The organism is Steroidobacter agaridevorans (genome assembly GCF_009932555.1).
In the GTDB taxonomy this organism is placed as follows: domain Bacteria; phylum Pseudomonadota; class Gammaproteobacteria; order Steroidobacterales; family Steroidobacteraceae; genus Steroidobacter; species Steroidobacter agaridevorans.
Genome location: NZ_BLJO01000006.1, coordinates 381,403 through 398,950, shown reverse-complemented (window position 1 = coordinate 398,950; position 17,548 = coordinate 381,403). Strand labels below are relative to the sequence as shown.

12 protein-coding genes and 1 pseudogene are annotated in these 17,548 nt (G+C 62.0%); 9 read left to right on the top strand and 4 right to left on the bottom strand.

Going from position 1 to position 17,548, the window contains the following annotated elements; all coding sequences use genetic code 11:
* Positions 1-74: 74 nt before the first annotated feature.
* Positions 75-4,415, top strand: a pseudogene (locus GYH35_RS22745) (response regulator); the annotation flags it as partial.
* The gene (locus GYH35_RS22740) at positions 4,397-6,490 is read left to right on the top strand and encodes a response regulator (protein ID WP_161829564.1); all 2,094 of its coding nucleotides are present in this window, start codon (positions 4,397-4,399) and stop codon (positions 6,488-6,490) included. The pseudogene GYH35_RS22745 and the gene GYH35_RS22740, both read left to right, overlap by 19 nt.
* 1 nt (position 6,491) lies before the next feature.
* On the opposite strand, the gene GYH35_RS22735 is transcribed toward GYH35_RS22740, so the two are convergent.
* The gene (locus GYH35_RS22735; RefSeq protein ID WP_161829563.1) at positions 6,492-8,825 is read right to left on the bottom strand and encodes a penicillin acylase family protein; all 2,334 of its coding nucleotides are present in this window, start codon (positions 8,823-8,825) and stop codon (positions 6,492-6,494) included.
* Positions 8,826-9,174: 349 nt separating this feature from the next.
* On the opposite strand from GYH35_RS22735, the gene GYH35_RS22730 reads away from it, so the two are divergent.
* The 6 genes from GYH35_RS22730 (at position 9,175) to GYH35_RS22705 (ending at position 13,181) form a co-directional block, all read left to right on the top strand.
* Positions 9,175-10,710, top strand: coding sequence for a DEAD/DEAH box helicase (locus GYH35_RS22730; RefSeq protein WP_161810375.1), 1,536 nt, complete (start codon positions 9,175-9,177; stop codon positions 10,708-10,710).
* Positions 10,711-11,164: 454 nt separating this feature from the next.
* On the top strand, positions 11,165-11,356 hold the full coding sequence (locus GYH35_RS34645; RefSeq protein ID WP_202624511.1) for a hypothetical protein: 192 nt from the start codon (positions 11,165-11,167) through the stop codon (positions 11,354-11,356).
* Positions 11,357-11,466: 110 nt separating this feature from the next.
* Positions 11,467-11,739, top strand: a complete 273-nt coding sequence (locus GYH35_RS35165; RefSeq protein ID WP_161829562.1) for a helix-turn-helix domain-containing protein — start codon at positions 11,467-11,469, stop codon at positions 11,737-11,739.
* Entirely contained in the window at positions 11,736-11,951 is a 216-nt protein-coding gene (locus GYH35_RS22715) for a hypothetical protein (protein ID WP_161829561.1), read from the top strand. The genes GYH35_RS35165 and GYH35_RS22715 overlap by 4 nt, the downstream gene beginning before the upstream one ends.
* Positions 11,952-12,198: 247 nt before the next feature.
* On the top strand, positions 12,199-12,822 hold the full coding sequence (locus GYH35_RS22710) for a hypothetical protein (protein ID WP_161829560.1): 624 nt from the start codon (positions 12,199-12,201) through the stop codon (positions 12,820-12,822).
* A 5-nt stretch (positions 12,823-12,827) separates the two neighbouring features.
* Positions 12,828-13,181, top strand: a complete 354-nt coding sequence (locus tag GYH35_RS22705; RefSeq protein ID WP_235936850.1) for a nuclear transport factor 2 family protein — start codon at positions 12,828-12,830, stop codon at positions 13,179-13,181.
* A gap of 18 nt (positions 13,182-13,199) precedes the next feature.
* Here GYH35_RS22705 and GYH35_RS22700 read toward each other — a convergent pair whose 3' ends face one another.
* The 3 genes from GYH35_RS22700 to GYH35_RS22690 are packed head-to-tail and all read right to left on the bottom strand — an operon-like array spanning position 13,200 to position 16,584.
* Positions 13,200-14,369 carry an ABC transporter permease gene (locus GYH35_RS22700; protein ID WP_161829558.1) on the bottom strand — a complete coding sequence of 390 codons (1,170 nt, stop codon included), beginning with the start codon at positions 14,367-14,369 and terminating at the stop codon, positions 13,200-13,202.
* Positions 14,370-14,377: 8 nt separating this feature from the next.
* Positions 14,378-15,106, bottom strand: coding sequence for an ABC transporter ATP-binding protein (locus GYH35_RS22695; protein ID WP_161810381.1), 729 nt, complete (start codon positions 15,104-15,106; stop codon positions 14,378-14,380).
* The gene (locus GYH35_RS22690; RefSeq protein WP_161810382.1) at positions 15,103-16,584 is read right to left on the bottom strand and encodes an alpha/beta hydrolase; all 1,482 of its coding nucleotides are present in this window, start codon (positions 16,582-16,584) and stop codon (positions 15,103-15,105) included. The genes GYH35_RS22695 and GYH35_RS22690 overlap by 4 nt, the downstream gene beginning before the upstream one ends.
* Before the next feature lie 138 nt (positions 16,585-16,722).
* Here GYH35_RS22690 and GYH35_RS22685 point away from each other — a divergent pair, with 138 nt between their 5' ends.
* A complete protein-coding gene (locus GYH35_RS22685; RefSeq protein ID WP_161810383.1) occupies positions 16,723-17,532 on the top strand; it encodes a class I SAM-dependent methyltransferase in 810 nt (269 codons plus the stop codon).
* The last annotated feature ends 16 nt before the right edge of the window (positions 17,533-17,548 follow it).

The window sequence follows — 17,548 nt, the reverse complement described above, 5'->3', positions numbered from 1 at the left end:
CCCAAGCTGTAATTGATACGACATCGTCATTGGAACGAGGCGACATCCTCAAGGCCCTGCGCCTGTTGAAGCGCGGCGACTTTTCGGTGCGCATGCCGATGGATCTCGCCGGCATCGACGGCGAAATCGCCACGGCCTTCAACGATGTCGTCGAGCTCAACGACTCCATGACGCGGGAGTTCGCCCGCCTGCGCGAAATGATCGGCCGCGAAGGCCGCATCTCCGAGCGCGCCCGCCTCAACACCGCCAGCGGCAGCTGGTCGCAATGTATCGATTCGGTGAACGGCCTGGTCGGCGAGATGGCGTATCCGGTGTCCGAAGTGGCGCGCGTCATCGGCGCCGTCGCGAACGGCAACCTGTCGCAGACCATGAACCTCGAAGTCGACGGCCGGCCGATGCGAGGCGAATACCTCCGCATCAGCACCGTCGTGAACACGATGGTGGATCAGCTTGGATCGTTCGCCTCCGAAGTGACGCGCGTGGCGCGCGAAGTGGGCACGGAAGGCAAGCTGGGTGGTCAGGCAAACGTGAAGGGCGTGGCCGGCACCTGGAAGGATCTCACCGACTCCGTGAATCACATGGCCGCGAATCTCACCGGCCAGGTGCGAAACATCGCCGAAGTCACCACCGCGGTGGCCAGCGGCAATCTTTCCAAGAAAATCACCGTCGACGTCAAAGGTGAAATGCTGGAGCTGAAGAACACCGTCAACACGATGGTGGACCAGCTCAACTCGTTCGCGTCCGAAGTGACGCGCGTGGCGCGCGAAGTGGGCACCGAAGGCAAGCTCGGCGGCCAGGCGAAAGTGGAAGGCGTCGCCGGCACCTGGAAGGACCTCACCGACAACGTGAACCACATGGCCGCGAATCTTACCGGCCAGGTGCGAAACATCGCCGAAGTCACCACCGCGGTGGCCAGCGGCAACCTCTCCAAGAAAATCACCGTCGATGCGCGCGGCGAAATTCTGGAGCTGAAGAACACCGTCAACACGATGGTGGACCAGCTCAACTCGTTCGCGTCCGAAGTGACGCGCGTGGCGCGCGAAGTGGGCACCGAAGGCAAGCTCGGCGGTCAGGCGAAAGTGGAAGGCGTCGCCGGCACCTGGAAGGACCTCACCGACAACGTGAACCACATGGCCGCGAACCTCACCGGCCAGGTGCGAAACATCGCCGAGGTCGTGACCTCGGTGGCCGACGGCGATCTCAAGCGCAAGCTGGTCGTGGAAGCGAAAGGCGAGATCGCCGCGCTGGCGAACACCATCAACGGCATGATCGACACGCTCGCGACATTCGCCGACCAGGTGACGAACGTGGCGCGCGAAGTGGGTACCGAAGGCAAGCTCGGCGGTCAGGCGAGCGTGCCCGGTGCTGCCGGGTTGTGGCGCGACCTCACCGATAACGTGAACCAGCTCGCCGCGAACCTCACGACGCAGGTGCGCGCCATCGCCGAAGTCGCGACCGCCGTGACCAAGGGCGATCTCACCCGATTCATCACGGTGGAAGCCTCGGGCGAAGTGGCCTCGCTCAAGGACAACATCAACGAGATGATCCGCAATCTCAAGGACACGACCCAGAAGAACAACGAGCAGGACTGGCTGAAGACCAACATCGCGCGCTTCAATCGACTGTTGCAGGGCCAGCGCGACATCCGCCACGTCTCGAACCTGATCCTGTCGCAGCTGGTGCCGCTGGTGAACGCGCATCAGGCGCTGTTCTATCTCACGCGCCAGGATGGCGGCGAAAACATTCTCGAATTGGTGGCGAGCTATGCCGCGCCCAATCGTCGTCGGCCGCCGCAGCGCTTGCGGTTGGGCGACGGCCTCGTCGGTCAGTGCGCCGTCGAGAAGCGCTCGATGCTGTTGACCGATGCGCCACACGACTACATGCGCATTACTTCCGGCCTCGGCGAAGCCAAGCCTTCGACCGTGATCGTGCTGCCCGCGCTGTTCGAAGGCGAAGTGAAGGCCGTGCTGGAATTGGGCTCGTTCGAGCGCTTCAGCACCATTCACACGCTGTTCCTCGATCAGCTGATGGAAAGCATCGGCATCGTGCTCAACACGCTGGCCGCGAACATGCAGACCGAAGCGCTGCTCGCACAGTCGCAGTTGCTCACGGGCGAGCTGCAGAGCCAGCAGGAAGAGCTGAAGAAGACCAACGACCGTCTCGAGCAGCAGGCCACGACGCTGCAGCGGTCGGAAGATCTGCTGCGCTCCCAACAGGAAGAGCTGCGCGCCAAGAACGAAGAGCTGGTGGAAAAGGCCAACCTGCTGTCGTGGCAGAACAAGCAGGTGGAAGCGAAGAACCAGGAAGTGGAGCGCGCCAAGGAGATGCTCGAGGAGAAAGCCGAGCAGCTGGCGCTCACGTCCAAGTACAAGTCCGAGTTCCTCGCGAACATGTCGCATGAGCTGCGCACGCCGCTCAACAGCCTGCTGATTCTTTCCAAGCTGCTCGCCGACAACGCCGACGCCAATCTTACCGGCAAGCAGATCGAGTTCGCGCAGACCATCAATCGCGCGGGCACCGAGCTGCTGGCGCTCATCAATGACATTCTCGACCTCTCGAAGATCGAGTCGGGCACGGTGACCCTCGACGTGAGCACCGTGCACTTCGCCGAAGTGGTGGACAACTTGCAGCGCAGCTTCGAGCAGGTGGCCAGCGATCGGAAGCTACAGCTGAAGATCGAGGTGGATCCGTCGTTGCCACGGACCATGATCACCGACGAGAAGCGCCTTCAGCAAATTCTGAAAAATCTGCTGTCGAACGCGTTCAAGTTCACGCACGAGGGCGGCGTCGAGCTGTCCATCTATCGCGCCAGCAACGGCTGGAATCCGGGCAATCAGTCGCTCAATTCGGCATCGTCCGTGGTGGCGTACTCGGTGCACGACACGGGCATTGGCATCGCAGCGGACAAGCTGCGCGTGATCTTCGAAGCGTTCCAGCAGGCCGACGGCACGACCAGTCGCAAGTACGGCGGCACTGGCCTGGGCCTGTCCATCAGCCGTGAAATCTGTCGCTTGTTGGGCGGCGAGATCATGGTGGAGAGCAAGCCCGGTGTCGGCAGCACGTTCACGCTGTATCTGCCGATGACCCACGATTTCTCGAAGGCGGCAGTGACGCACGCTCCGGTGCAGCCGACCACGCTGCTGCATACCCATGCGCCGTCGCAGATCGTGGTGAGCCGCGAGTCGACGCCGCTGCTGGTTGCGTCCGAGCTCACCGACGATCGACAAAACATTCACCCGGGCGACCGGGTGCTGCTGATCATCGAAGACGATGCGAAGTTCGGCCGCATCCTGCTCGATCTCGCGCACGATCGCGGCTTCAAGGCAGTCGTGTCCGCGACCGGCAGTGGCGCGTTGCCCCTGGTGCGTCGATTCAATCCGTCCATCATCACGCTCGATATCAACTTGCCGGACATGGACGGTTGGCGTCTGCTGGACATTCTCAAGCGCAGCGCCGAGACGCGGCACATTCCCATTCACATCATCTCAGTGGACGACCCGCGCGAGCGTGGTTTGCAGATGGGCGCGTTCTCGGTGCTGGAGAAGCCGGTGGATCACACCACCTTGCAACGGGCGCTGTCCCGCACCGAAGATTTCATCGCCCGCAAGGTGAAAGAGCTGCTGCTGGTCGAGGACGACGACCTGCAGAGCGGCGAGATTCAAAAGCTCATCGGCAACGGCGACGTGCACCTCACGCGAGTGACGAACGGTCAGGAGGCGCTGCAGGCGCTCAAGACCAAAGAGTTCGATTGCGTCGTGCTCGACCTGGTGCTGCCGGATATGGATGGCGTGCAACTGATCGAGACCATTCGTCGCGACACCTCGCGCCGCCTGCCGGTGATCATTCATACCGCGAAGGATCTCAATCCGGCCGACGAAGCGAAGCTGCGCAACCTGGTCGAGTCCTTCATTCTCAAGAGTCCCGAGTCGCACGAGCAATTGTTCGACGAGACCGCGCTGTTCCTGCATCGCCATGTCGAGCGCATGCCGGACGAGCAGCGCGAGATCATCGAGAAAGCGCGGCGTCGCGAGCCCGGGCTGGCTGGACGCAAAGTGCTGATCGTCGACGACGATATCCGCAATATCTTCTCGCTGACCGGCGTGCTCGAGCAGCACGACATCGAAGTGCTGCACGCCGAGAGCGGCCGCGAAGGCATTGCCATGTTGAACGAAACCCCCAGCATCGACATGGTGCTGATGGACGTGATGATGCCGGACATGGATGGTTACGAGACCATGCGACAGATCCGCAACAGCGACCGTTTCCGCAAGCTGCCGATGATCGCGATCACCGCCAAGGCCATGAAGGGCGACCGCGAGAAATGCATCGAAGCAGGCGCGTCGGAATACATTTCCAAACCGGTTGATGTCGATCAGCTGGTTTCGATGATGCGCGTGTGGCTGCGGCGCGTTTGAACAAAGGCATGCAGGCCCTGGGCCCGCGAACCGCTGGCGCTCACGAGGAAGCGCCGGCGTTGGACGCTACTGGCACTTTGCCGGCGCTGCCGATGCGCGCGACCATCCTCATCGTCGATGACGAGCCGAACAATCGCTTCGCGCTGGCGCAGGTGCTGGCCGAGCTGGAGGAAACTGTCGTCGAAGCGGCGTCGGGCGAGGATGCGCTCCGTTTCCTGCTGCGCGAGGAGTGCGCCGTCATCCTGCTCGACGCCAACATGCCGGGGATCGACGGCTACACCACCGCGGAGCTGATCCGACGTCGCGAGCGCTCGCGACACATTCCTATTATTTTCGTCAGCGCCATCGATCGCGATGACGAGCACATCGCGCGCGCCTATACGATGGGCGCCGTCGACTATGTATTCAAGCCGGTCGATCCGGTGATCCTGCGCTCCAAGGTCGCGGTGCTGGTCGATCTGTACCGCAAGAGCGCGGAAGTGGAGCGCAAGGCCGCGCTCGAACGTTTCCTGCAGGAAGAGAACTTTCGCATCCGTCAGGAGAAGCTCGAAGCCGAACGGCGGTTGCGCCAGGTCGAGGAACGGCAAGCAGCCATCGTGCGCTCGCTGCCCATCGCGCTATACAGCGCCTCGATCGACTCGGGATTTGCCGGGCCGCGCTTCATCAGCGACGTGATCGCCGATCTGATCGGCTTCTCGCCGCATTTGCTCGTCGAAGATCCGCAGCTGTGGGTCGACAACATTCACCCCGACGACCGGGAGCGCGTACTCAACGAAGTCGCCATGATCCCGACCGTAGGCGGCATGTCGACCGAATACCGCTGGATCTGCGCCGACGGCTCGCATCGCTGGTTCCTGGATCGCGCCGTGCTGAACCGCCAGGATGGCCGGCCGTTCGAAATCTTCGGCAGCTGCCTGGACATCACCGATCGGCGTCGCGTCGAGCAGCAGCTCATCCAGTCGCAGAAGATGGAAGCCGTGGGTCAGCTGACCGGCGGCATCGCGCACGACTTCAACAACATGCTGACAGTCGTGATCGGCAACCTCGACTCCCTGGCTCGCGCGCTGAAAGGCACGGGCCGCAATTTCGACCGCGCGCAGATGGCGCTCACTGGCGCGTTGAGTTGCGCCGAGCTGACGCGTCGTATGTTGGCGTTCGCCCGTCGTCAGCCCTTGCAGCCGAGCGCGGTGAATCTCGGCGAGGTCAGCCGGAATATCGCGAAGCTGCTGGGCCGGACGCTCGGCGAGCGTATCGAGATCGATGTACTCGTCCATGACGGGTTGTGGAATGTGCTGGCCGATCCGGCACAGGTGGAGTCGTCGCTCATCAATCTCGCCGTGAACGCGCGCGACGCCATGCCGGAAGGCGGCACACTGACGATTGAAACTCGCAACGTCGGTCGTAACGAACGCGATCAGGATCTGCCGGAAGGGGAGTTCGTGTTGCTCTCCGTGACCGATACGGGCGCCGGCATGACGCCCGAGGTGCTGGAGCGCGCTCTCGAACCGTTCTTCACCACCAAGGGCATGGGCCATGGCACCGGCCTGGGTTTGAGCATGGTGTATGGCTTCGTCAAACAATCGGGCGGCCACGTGAAGATCATCAGCATGCCCGACCGCGGCACCAGCGTGAGAATCTATCTGCCGCGCACAGACGCAGCATCGAGCGTGATGGCGGCGGCTGGCGAGGATCTCTCGCTCTCCGGGCACGACCGAACCATTCTTCTTGTCGAAGACGATGCCGGCGTCCGTGCCGTCACGGCGGCGATGCTGAAAGAGCTGCAGTTCAACGTCATCGAAGCGGATAACGGCGCCCGCGCGCTGGATATCGTCGATCGGGAGTCGGAGATCGATTTGTTGTTCACCGACATCGTCATGCCGGGCGGCATGAACGGTTTCGAGCTTGGCCGCTTGGCGCGTGAGCGCCGGCCGCAGCTGCCAGTGTTGTATGCGACTGGCTACTCCGCTTCGTACGCCGCGCCCGAGAAGGGCGCGGATATGTTGGCCAAACCGTATCGCGAAGCTGACCTGCGCAGCAAGTTGCGCGGGCTGTTGCCGGTTCGCGCGAGAGCGTGAATCAGCTGCCTTTCAATTCCAAACTGCGCACCGTATCGGCCGCAATCTCGGTCTCCATGAACGGCAACTTCAACCACTGTCCGATCGAATACAACTTCGTCTGATCGGAAACAAACGCTGAATCCTCTTCCTCGGACTGCGAATACGACAGGAGACCTCTCGCATCCACTTCGCCCCTGTCGGTCCACGTCACTACTTGCATCCAGCTGTTGCCCGTGACGATCGGTGTATAGCCCTTGCCGGGCTGCAGCTTCCCCAGCACCATGCTGAACATGCCCGTCGCGTGGGCCCCGCCGGGAATTCCGATCTTCTCGCCATTGTGCTCTGTGTACTGAACCTCGCCCCACGGCGCATCCAGCGGGATCTGCGCCTCATTCAACTTCTGCGTTGCCGTCGCCAACGCGAGCATGACTGCCTTGCGAACCGTCGCGTCGCTCGCATTGAGCTGCCTCGGCGTACGCACTGGATCGTTCGCATCGAACGGCACCGCCCACAGATTCGGCGTCGCACTCATCAGAGGCCACGCTTCCGTCCACACTTGCGCGCCCCGGCTCGTGACGGTCTGCTTGCGATCCCACGCCGCCAGTACTTCGCACGTTCTCGTCACATCGATGCTGCTCTTCTCCGCCTTCACCGTCTTCGGCTCGTGCTTGCAGATCGCCAGCACGTCATCGAGCACCAACTCCGCGCCGAAATTGCGATGGCTGAACAACAGATCCTGCAGACGCTGCGCATCGAATCGGTTCGCTTCCTTCGCTTGCAACACTTCGTTCACGAACACGAGGCCCGCGCGCGTGCGCAGCGAGCGTTCCGTTCGCTCGGGTCCGATGATGGGCGAATATCCTTCCAGCGGTTGCGAGGGATTCGACAGCCAATAGCTGTCGTTCGAATTTGTCACATAGTCGTCGCGCACCAGGTGCGGGGACTGTTCGGCCGGCAGGATTCCCGGTTGCTGAGCTCGCTGATCGATGCGCCATTCGCAATCCGGCGCGCCTCGCATTACTACCGCCGGCCACGGTCCCCATTTCTTCACCGTTGCGCTCGCGCATGCCTTGAGCAACGCTTCATCCACATTCGGCACAACCGAGAGATCCGCGTACAGCGCCGTGCCCTGTCGATCGGCCGCGATCGTATTCACCCACGCGACGCCCTGTGACGTTTGCATCGCCGCCAGCATGTCGCCGACCGATCTGGCGCGCGCAAACTTCAGGTACTGCTCCGTGGAGCGGTTGTTATCGAGATTGGAATCGCGAATCGCGTACGCGCGCTCGCGTGTCCACGGCAGATCCTTGTCTTCGAGCATCGGGCCGAAGTGGCTGTGGTAAGTCGTGTGCTCCTGGCTTTTCACCGAGCCGTCCGGCTGCTTCACATCGATGTTCACCGCGTGCGATGTGAGCTTGCGTGTTTCGTCGCCATATCGATAAGTCAGCGGATCCTTGGGATCGAGCGTCAATTCATACAGCGTGTATCTCAGCCCCGTGGATACAGTGTGTGACCATGCGACATCGTGATTGAAGCCGATGCTGACGAAGGGCGTGGTGATCAGCCCGACGCCCATGACATCCAATTCGCCCGGCACCGTGAGATGCGCCATGTGGAAGCGACTCCCGCCCGACCACGGATAATGCGGGTTGCCCAACAGCAAACCTTTGCCGTTCACGGTGGCTTGCTTGCCGAGGGCGATGGCGTTCGAGCCGTACATCGTCACGTCCTCGGCGGCGGGCGGCGCGACGAACGTAATCTTTTCATCTTTCGTAGGAGGCGCTGCGTTGGCGATCGCCGCTGGAGAGCGGCCGAGGCCATAGCGAATGCCGACACCGATGCCCATGCGCGTCATGTCCGTGGCTTCGATGGGTTTTACCCACGGCTGGTTACGACAGCTTGCGGGCAGTTGCTCGCCAGTGTGGTCCGCAAGATAGCGGTTGTATCCCGCGACGTAGCCGGCCTGGAGGGCGGCCATTTCCTCCGGAACGCGCGCGACCGCGTGCGCGAGCGCCTGATCGGTGATCACCGATTTGTGAAAGATGTCGGCTTCGAGGCGACCGTCCTCCGGGCCGAAGAACTTGGATTGTTCGCCTCGCGCATTCACGAATTCACGTGCCAGCGTGCATACGGCATCGGTGGCGACTGCATACGCGAAGCCGTAGCCGAGGCTGCCCCAATCGTCGGCTTTGATATGAGGCATCCCGTGGGCCGTCCAGCGCACTGTGGCGTTGTAGCGTTCCTTGCTCGCCGCCGTGTCGTTCGAGGCGGGTTTGCTACAACCGACGGTGACTGCGGCACAAGCCAACATGAGCGCCGCGCTGCCTGTTGTTCGATGGATTCGAGAAGTCATGTCCGTGTCCTCCCCTTCCGAGATAGCGCATATCGATGCCTCAAAATTACAACGTCGCGCCGTCGAGCGCTTTGCCTTCAGGGCCGCACTTACGCAAACGGGCCATTCCTGCCTCTTGAGTTCCCCCGGGTCGGCCACATGATGCGGACAGGCCGTCGCCCTGCAGAATTGCGCTCGTCAAATCGCGCCAATCCAGGTAGAGTGCGCGTCCATCTCAGCCGCCATCCGGTCGGCTTCACCCCTCGGGTTCGTCGGCCCCGCAGTTTGAACATGGGCCCGCCTCGATTTGTCTCCCGCCTCACTGGATCCGAAACGTAAGTTTCTGCAGGCTGGTTGAGGAACTGTTTCCATGCCTTTTGCTGCCCTCGGGCTCATCCCCGAACTGACTCGTGCGCTCGCCGATCGTGGCTACACCGCACCCACTCCCGTGCAAGCGCGAGTGATTCCCGAAATTCTCGCTGGCCGCGACGTGCTGGCCGGCGCCCAGACCGGCACCGGCAAGACGGCCGGCTTCACGCTGCCGTTGCTGCAGCGTCTGCAAGGCGGCGCGCCATCGAGAGCGCCTCGTGTTTTGATTCTCGTGCCGACGCGCGAACTGGCGTCGCAGGTCAACGAAAGCATCCAGAGCTACGGCAAATATCTGCGCCATCGCAGTCTGGTGATCTTCGGCGGTGTGAGCATCAATCCGCAGATCGAGAATCTGCGCCGTGGCGCCGACATCCTGGTCGCGACGCCCGGCCGCTTGTTGGATCACGCACAACAACGGACGGTCGATTTGTCGCGCGTCGAGATCTTCGTGCTCGATGAAGCGGATCGCATGTTGGACATGGGCTTCATCGCCGACATCCGCCGCGTGATCAAGCTGCTGCCGAAACAACGGCAGAATCTGTTGTTCTCGGCGACGTATTCGGATGACATCCGGAAGCTCGCGCAGGGTCTGCTGCACAACCCGGTGGAGATCGAAGTCGCGAAGCGTAACGCCGCGGTCGATACGGTCGAGCAGCGTGCTTATTTCGTCGCGAAGGAGCAGAAACGTGCGTTGCTGTCGCATCTGATCCTCGATGGCGACTGGCAGCAGGTGCTGGTGTTCACGCGCACCAAGCATGGCGCGAACCGGTTGGCCAAGCAGTTGGAGCAGGATGGCATCGAGACGGCGGCGATTCATGGCAACAAGAGCCAGAACGCGCGTACGGCTGCTCTCTCGGACTTCAAGAACTTCCGCATTCGCGCCCTGGTTGCGACGGAAGTGGCTTCACGCGGACTCGATATCAAAGAGCTGCCGCATGTCGTGAATTACGAGCTGCCCAATGTGCCGGAAGACTACGTGCACCGAATCGGTCGCACCGGGCGTGCGGGCGCGACGGGATTGGCGGTGTCGCTGGTCTCGTCGGACGAGTCGGGCCTGCTGAAGGATATCGAGCGGCTGCTGCGTAAGTCGGTACCCAAGGCGGATGTGCCGCACTTCAAGCCGGCGCCGCCGCCGGTTCGGGGTGGAGATGATCGAGAGGATTCACGTGATCGCGGGATGTCACAACCGCGTCAGTCGCAGTCCGAGCTGGTCCGCTCGCAAGCCCGACAAGGTCGGCCGCAAGGTCAGCAAGGCCGACCGTCCCATCAGCAACATGGCGATGCTGCTCGCCCCGCTGGCGAAGGCCCAGGCCGCCGTCGTCGGAAGCGTCGCGGCAGTGGCGGTGGGCAGCCGCAGGCTCAGCAGTCGCATCAGAATCCTCATCAACCGCGTCACGCGCACGGCCAGCGGCCGCAACGGTCGCATGGACACGGGCAGGGCCAAGGACATGGCGGCGGCCACGGCCAGGGCCGGTCGAATCAACAGCGCAACTCATCGCGCGGTCACCGCGGTGGGGATCGGAACAGAACCGTTTAGTAAGGAACGTAAGAGGTCGCCGCTGCCACTCGGCCGGCGACACGCTCGAAAGGGTCGACCGAGACGCGCCTTCTGCCTGCAATTTAACGTTCGAGTTTCCGCGGAAACGCGGAAACTCCCTTTCCAAACATTCGATCAATCGCATCGATGCGGCCCTAGGCCGCTTCACCCTTCCTTCCCGCGGCGACCGCGCAACCGATAGGCCGCCGTCTGATTCCGCACTTGATGCAGGCCAGAGTTGCCCGCGGCTCGCTGCGTGAGAGTTGTGCGCGCATTTGCCGCGGTCGATCGCGCGTTCCCCGCTAGGATTTCAGAAACATGTTTGCGCCACTTCCATCGGCCGACATGCAAGAGTGAGGTGCTTTGCTCGTGGCTCCCGTTCGTGGCGTTAGCCGGCAAAGCGCCATACGTCACTGACGTATTACGGCAATGACGTATACCATGGAGGGGTTCGATGTTCACCTTCATCGAGACTAGGCTGTTTTCACGCCTTGCTGATGATACCTTCCCGACGATCAGCTGGCGCGCTTGCAACATCATCTCAATGAGAACCCGGAGGCCGGTGACATCATTCGAGAATCGGGCGGTGTTCGGAAACTGCGGTGGAGCGCGGCAGGGCGGGGAAAGCGCGGTGGGCTTCGAGTGATTTGTTACCTGAGATCGAAGCAGGTGAGATCTGGTTGCTCACGCTGTATGCCAAGAATGTTGCCGAGAGCATTTCGGGCCGGACCTTGAAGAAGATCAAGGAGGAGATAGATGGCCAGTCGAAAGAGAGACATTGGTAAAGAGATTCTCGAGGGAATCCGCGAGATCAAGCGCGGTGAGCACGGCCGCGTAACTAAGGTACCCTCCGTGTCCAGTATCCGAGAGCAGACGGGCTTGTCGCAGGCGGTGTTCGCCCGCTTACTCGGGGTATCTGTTCGAACGTTACAAGAGTGGGAGCAAGGGCGACGCGCGCCCTCGGGTGCCGCCCGTACCTTGCTGCTCGTCGCAGCCAAGAATCCTCACGCGCTCCTGGATGTAGAGTGAAGGTCATCGATCACGATCCGCAGACCTGGTTCTTGCTCGAAGACGAGGGCGCATTGTTCCTCGACGGCAACTACAACCATAGCTTCGTGGGATATGACTGGATGATCCAGCTGAGCGCAGGCGAGGTGGCTAAGTATCGGGCGCGCGGGCCCGACGAGCTGTACAAAAAAGCTTCAGCGGCTAGCGAAGCATGGAAGCAGGCATCGCGGTGACTATTCCAGCGCCGTCTATTACAACAATGGCTTCGGGAAATCTCAGCCTGCTCATTACAGCGGACGTCACCTGGGACTCATTCGTTGGGCTTATCGCTGGACTCGATGAGCCGTCTCTGCAATCCCGTCATTCGCGAGCTATACGAGACCCTGCGCACAGAGACGCCGTGCCTCGACAATAACTGAGAGGCGCTCTACAAGGCGCCAAACTCCGAGAGAGAACAAGGATGTCAGGACGAGAGGCCCTATGGAACACAACTGGACGTTGATTGCCATTTGGATGGGTTTCGCGGCTATCGTCGCGGGCGGAATTCGCATTCTCCTGCTGGCTTCCCGCCGCGGCCGCCCCGGAACGCCGCCGGTGGCGAATCCAAATCCGTGCTCTGATTTATATCAAGGGATTGCCGCTTTCCTGATCTTGCTCATTGGGCTGCCGATACTTTGGATCGGCGGCCGATCGTTGGCCGACGAGCTCGCTGTGTTCTGGAAGCTGGAAAGAAAGACGATGTATATCGCCGATGTATACACCGAGCATGAAAGGTCGTTCCACGAGGGCGGGGTCAGCTATTCGTTGCTCGTCGTGCTTACCGGTAAGATCGATGGCGAGCCTCGTGAGGTTCAGACATGGATCGGCGCATCGGGATCTCTGCTCGGAGTAAAGTCTCAGTTCGAAGCGTTGCGCGGTAAACAGCTGAAGATCTGGACGTCGCCAGGGTCGTCGCACTTCAGACTGCAGAGACATTTCGTTTGGGACGGAATTTTCGTGGGTCTCCTCGGAGTGTCGTTTGTTCTGGTGTCCGCTGGCGCGATGATTTACGGTTGGCGCAATCGTTCTCGGCGCCAAGGTCCGTGTTGGAGGAACTTCCAGTGAATGATATGCACGAACTGATCGACCTCGAGGAACAGGGATGGCGCGCGCTCTCGACGGCAGGCGATGCCGGCAAAAAGTTCTATGCGTCCGTTCTGCGCGAGGATGCGGTCATGTTGTTTCCCGGCGGCATGCGTATCGCTGGGCGCGAGCGCATTCTTGAATCTCTCGGTACGCAGCCCTGGGATTCATTTCAGATCGAAAACCCGACTGTAATTCCACTTGCAAGCAACGCGGCGGCGCTTGTGTACACAGCAAAGGCGCAGCGAAAGGGCAGCGAGCCGTATGTCGCACTGATCAGCAGCACTTATGTGCACGATCGAACGTGGCAGTTGGTGGTGCACCAGCAGACGCCAGCGTGAGTTTGCGATGATGTGCGCTCATCCCAGAATCGCCTCCCGCTGATAGAGCCTGATCGCGACACCGACCAGCAACGCCCCCAGCGCCAGCGTCGTCCCGGCGCAGATCAAAACATGCAGCGCCGGGATCGAATCTCCGCGCATCAGGCTGGTCGCAATCAGGTGCTGATTCAAACTCGGCACCGCCATCAAGCCCGCGCTGGGCTTCGTGCCGGTCACGACCGCGAACATGATGGGCGCGATCGGGAACATCATCACCACCGACAACCATGACTGCGCCTCGCGATTGCTTCGGGTGAACGAGGCGACGACGGTCATCAGGCCTGCGCCCATCGGCACGAACGTGATCATGATCGCGAAGATGGCCAGGATCACGCGCGGCCCGAAGTTGGCCGACATCCCCAGCGCTTCCAGCGGAATGAACGTGAGCACGACGCCAAACGTCGCGAGCGTCAGCAACAGCGAGACCGACATGAACGCCGACGTCGCCAGCATCTTGCCCACGATCAACTGCGAACGACTCACCGGCAGAGTCAGCAGCGGCTCGAGCGAGCCGCGCTCGCGTTCGCCTGCGGTGGTGTCGATCGCGAGGTAGAAGCCGCCCACCAGCATCGACATGAAACAGAAGTAAGTCATCATGCCGAGGATCAGCAGCGACCGCCCCGCCGGCGTAGCTACGTCCAGCGTGTGAACACCAACCGGCTCGATCACGGTCGGATTGATGCCCCGAACCATCAATCTCAACACCGCCAGCTGATGCCCATACGCACTGAGCAACTGCCGTGCGCGATCCGCACTCGGCGACGTATTGCTGTTGGAGGTATCGACGACTAACGACAACGGCGCCGACTCTCCAGCCTGCAACGCCTTGCCGTAGTCCTCGGCGATGAGCAGCACCATGTCCTGCTGTCCCGAGCGCACGGCGTCCATCGCCTGGTCGCTCGTGAGCTCCACATCCTCGACCTTCACGCCGTTCTCGCGCAGGAACTGCACGAGATTGGGCGCGTACGTCGCGCCGGCAATAGGCAGGTTTAGCGGCTTGTCCTGATTCGCGACAGCGCGTTTCGACACCATCGTCGTCGTCAGGCCGAAGATCACCGGTGCGAGCAGCACGCCAAAGAAGAAGGCCGATACGATCACGCGACGGTCGCGCAGGTTCTCCAGCACTTCCTTGCGGAAAACAGTCCACATCGCGCCCATCACGCCACCTCGCCTTGATCGGCAGCGCGCACGAACGCTTCTTCCAGATCCGGAGCACCGGTCGCTTTGAGAATTTCCGCCGGCGTACCGCGCACGACCACGCGGCCGTGCGAGATGATCACGATGTCGTCGCACAGGGCAGCGACTTCCTGCATGACGTGACTGGAGAACAGCACACACCGCCCCGAGTCGCGCAGCTCCCGAATCAGCTCACGCAACATGCGCACGGCATTGACGTCGAGGCCGTTGGTCGGCTCATCGAGAATGATGGTCTGCGGTCGATGAATCAGTGCACGCGCCAGCCCGACTTTGAGCCGCTCGCCTTGCGAGTAACCTTTGGCGCGCCGTTCGGCGACCGCACCCAAGGCAAGGCGCTCGACCAGTCGGTCGATAGAGCGATTCAGTTCGGCGCCGCGCAATCCGTGCAGCTCGCCGTAGTAACGAATGTTTTCCCGGCCGCTGAGATGTGCATACAGCCCGCTCGCGTGGGGCAGCACGCCGAGCGAGCGGCGCACCGCCAAAGGATCAGTGCTGCAATCGTGCCCATCGATCAACGCGCGGCCTTCGTTGGCGCGAATGACCGTGCTCAGGATGCGCAGGGTGGTGGACTTGCCGGCGCCGTTGTGACCGAGCAAGCCGGTGATCTTGCCGTCGCCGGCCGAAAACGAAACATCCTGCAACGCCTGCACCGCGCCGAAGCGCTTTTTCAATCCGTCGACTTGAATCATGGAGCGGGCGCCGAGCGTGACAGCAGGAAGGGAGCGGGGGCGACGTTCTTCAAGCAATCGGCGTCCAGCGATTGCGCATTGCCAGTGGCGATGAATTCAGAGACCACGCGCGGCATGCAGCCGACCGCGATCTGTCCATGACCCTGGCCATCGAGCACCAGATGCCGGGCATTCTTCAATCCCGCCACGACTTGCTCGCCATAGCGCGCCGGAGTCACGGGATCGTTGCCGCCGGAAAGCACCAGCGTCGGAATCGCGCTCTGCAAGGGACTGCTGAATGCTTCATCGACCGGGCCGCGCGGCCATTGTTCGCAAATAGTCCGCATTGCTTGCATGAACGTTTCGCCGATATAGGTTTTGGCGAGATCGGCATCCGAAACAGGATGTTCATGCCAGCGCGGCGCGTCCTCGCTGCAGACCACGGCGAAGTGCATGCCGTTGGCGATTTGCGTGTCCAGGCTTCGCTTGATCATCAGGTACTGCGCAGCCAAGCCTTCCGGTTGCCCGGTCTCGGCCTCGTGAATGAGCAGCGGCAGCGTCGACAGCGTCTCGTCGGAATAGCTCAGCAGTCGAACGGCGGCGCTCAGCTCAGACGCCCCAAGCTGCGTGTTCGTCGGCTCAGCGCTCAGGGGATCCGGAATGGAGAGTGAAACCGGCTTCTCGAGCACGCGATTGCGCAGCGTCGCGAAGGTGCCCGCGATGTTTGGAAAGGTACGCTTGCAGGCCGCGTTCGAATCGCAGCGGGCGAAGGCTTTGTCGATGGCAGCTTGCGCATCGAGTGCGACATCCGGTCCCAGCGGCAACTGCGGCGGCACGACGCCATCGAGAATGGCCACGCGCACCCGTTGCGGATAACGCCGCATGTAGTGTTGCGCCACTCGCGTGCCGTACGACACGCCATACAAATCGAGCCTTTGATAACCGAGCGCCGCGCGAACATCGTCGAGATCGCGCACAGCGACGCTGGTCGTGTAGTAGCGGGGATCGCCCGGCAACTTCGCGAGACACGAACGCGTCAGCTCGCGCAGCTGCTGCGGATCGCTGAAGCTGATATCGCTCTCGTCGGGAAACGCGCAGTCGAGACGATTCGATCGTCCGGTGCCGCGCTGATCGACGATCACGATGTCCCGATCGCGCCGGATTCGCGCCAGCGCCGGAGCGATGGAGATATAGAAGTCGCTCGCGGCTTGGCCGGGCCCGCCGCTCAGCACGAACAGCGGATCGCCCGCGGCCTCGGTACGCAGCGAGCGAACGACCGCGACATGCAGCCGGATCTGCTTGCCCGACGGCTGCTCGCGATTCTCCGGCACCGACAGCCACCCACACCGAGCTGCCACGCCGCCGCCGGCGATCTCACTCTGCAGCCGGCAATCTTCGAGCTTCAAGCCCGCGGCGTGAGCCTGGAATGCGCTGCAAAAGATCCATGAAGCCAGGCCCAATGCCGCCAGACTGCGCAAGCTCTTATGAATCGCCGACATCGATTTCCCGGGGTGAACGATCACGGGCGGCAATGGTATCAGGGCTCCCTGCCCAAGCCCGGGAACCTGTGTGCGCCCCTGGCGGTCTGTTACATTCGCAATCCAACAACTATCCCAACGACCCCCTGGAGTTACGTCATGCGTTCATCGCCGTTACTCGCCACCGTCGCCGCCGTTGCCTGCGCGCTGCCGCTGACGGGAGCCTTCGCCAAGGATGAGGCTCTGGCCAAGGCAGTCGCGTCCGAGCACCGTTCGCCGAATTTCGTGGCGCGCGATCAGGCTCGCAAACCGGAACAAGTGCTCGAGTTCATCGGCGTGAAGCCCACCATGACAGTGGTCGAAGTTTCCCCGGGCGGCGGCTATTGGACCGAGATCCTGGCGCCGTACCTGCATGACAAGGGCACTTATTACACGGCCATCACGCCGCGTGCCGCCAGCGAGCGGGCCGCGGCCTCTGCCGATACGTGGCAGAAAAAGCTCGACAGCGACAAGGCGCGCTACGGCAACGTGAAGATCGGCGATTTCGGCGGCGGTAAGTTCGAGCCCGCGCCGGCGGGTTCGGCCGACGTGGTGTTCACTGCCCGCAACGTGCATAACTGGATGGGCCAGGGCACGGCCGAGCAGGCGTTCGCGTCGTTCTACAAGACGCTCAAGCCGGGCGGCATCCTGGTCGTCGAGGAGCATCGCGCGGCCACGGACAAGCCGCAGGATCCGAAGGCCGCCAACGGGTATGTGCGCGAGGACTACACGATCGCGCTCGCCGAGAAGGCGGGCTTCAAGCTGGCCGGCAAATCCGACCTGCTGAACAATCCCAAGGACACGAAGGACCATCCGAAGGGCGTGTGGACCCTGCCGCCGACGCTGGCCCTGGGCGATACCGATCGCGCCAAGTACCAGGCGATCGGCGAGGCCGACAACTTTCTGCTGAAGTTTCAGAAGCCGCAATGACGCAGTCAGCGAACTG